1 protein-coding gene is annotated in these 410 nt (G+C 62.4%); it reads left to right on the top strand.

The annotated features are described in order from the left end of the window. Positions 1-410: transposase (locus tag IB248_RS31060; protein ID WP_192242258.1), on the top strand; the 410-nt coding region annotated here is incomplete at both ends.

Raw genomic sequence — 410 nt, 5'->3', positions numbered from 1 at the left:
GCGCCAAACGGGTGAACAGGATTTATTCCGATCCCGGCTCGACCAGATCATCAACATGAAGCACGAACTTGTGCGTCTGGCGCAGGCTATTGACTGGCCTGTGTTGGAAGCCCGCTTTGGGACGGTCTATTCGGACGGAGCTGGCATGCCGCCATTGCCGACGCGGCTGATGGCGGGGCTGGCCATTCTGAAGCACACGTTCAACCTGTCGGACGAGGCGCTGTGCGAGCGCTGGGTGGAGAACCCCTACTTTCAGTACCTCTGCGGCGAGGAGTTCTTTCGGCACGAACTATCGTTCGACCGCTCCTCGATGACGCGCTGGCGGCAGCGCATGGGCGAGGAACGGATCGGCGCGCTCTTGCAGGAGAGCCTGGCCGTGGCCGTCAAGACAGGCGCGATGAAGCCGCAGG

It is taken from the genome of Rhizobium sp. RHZ01 (assembly GCF_014851595.1).
Classification (GTDB): Bacteria; Pseudomonadota; Alphaproteobacteria; order Rhizobiales; family Rhizobiaceae; genus Rhizobium; species Rhizobium altiplani.
Note: the sequence above shows the minus strand (reverse complement) of the source record. Positions and strands in the feature narration are given on the sequence as shown.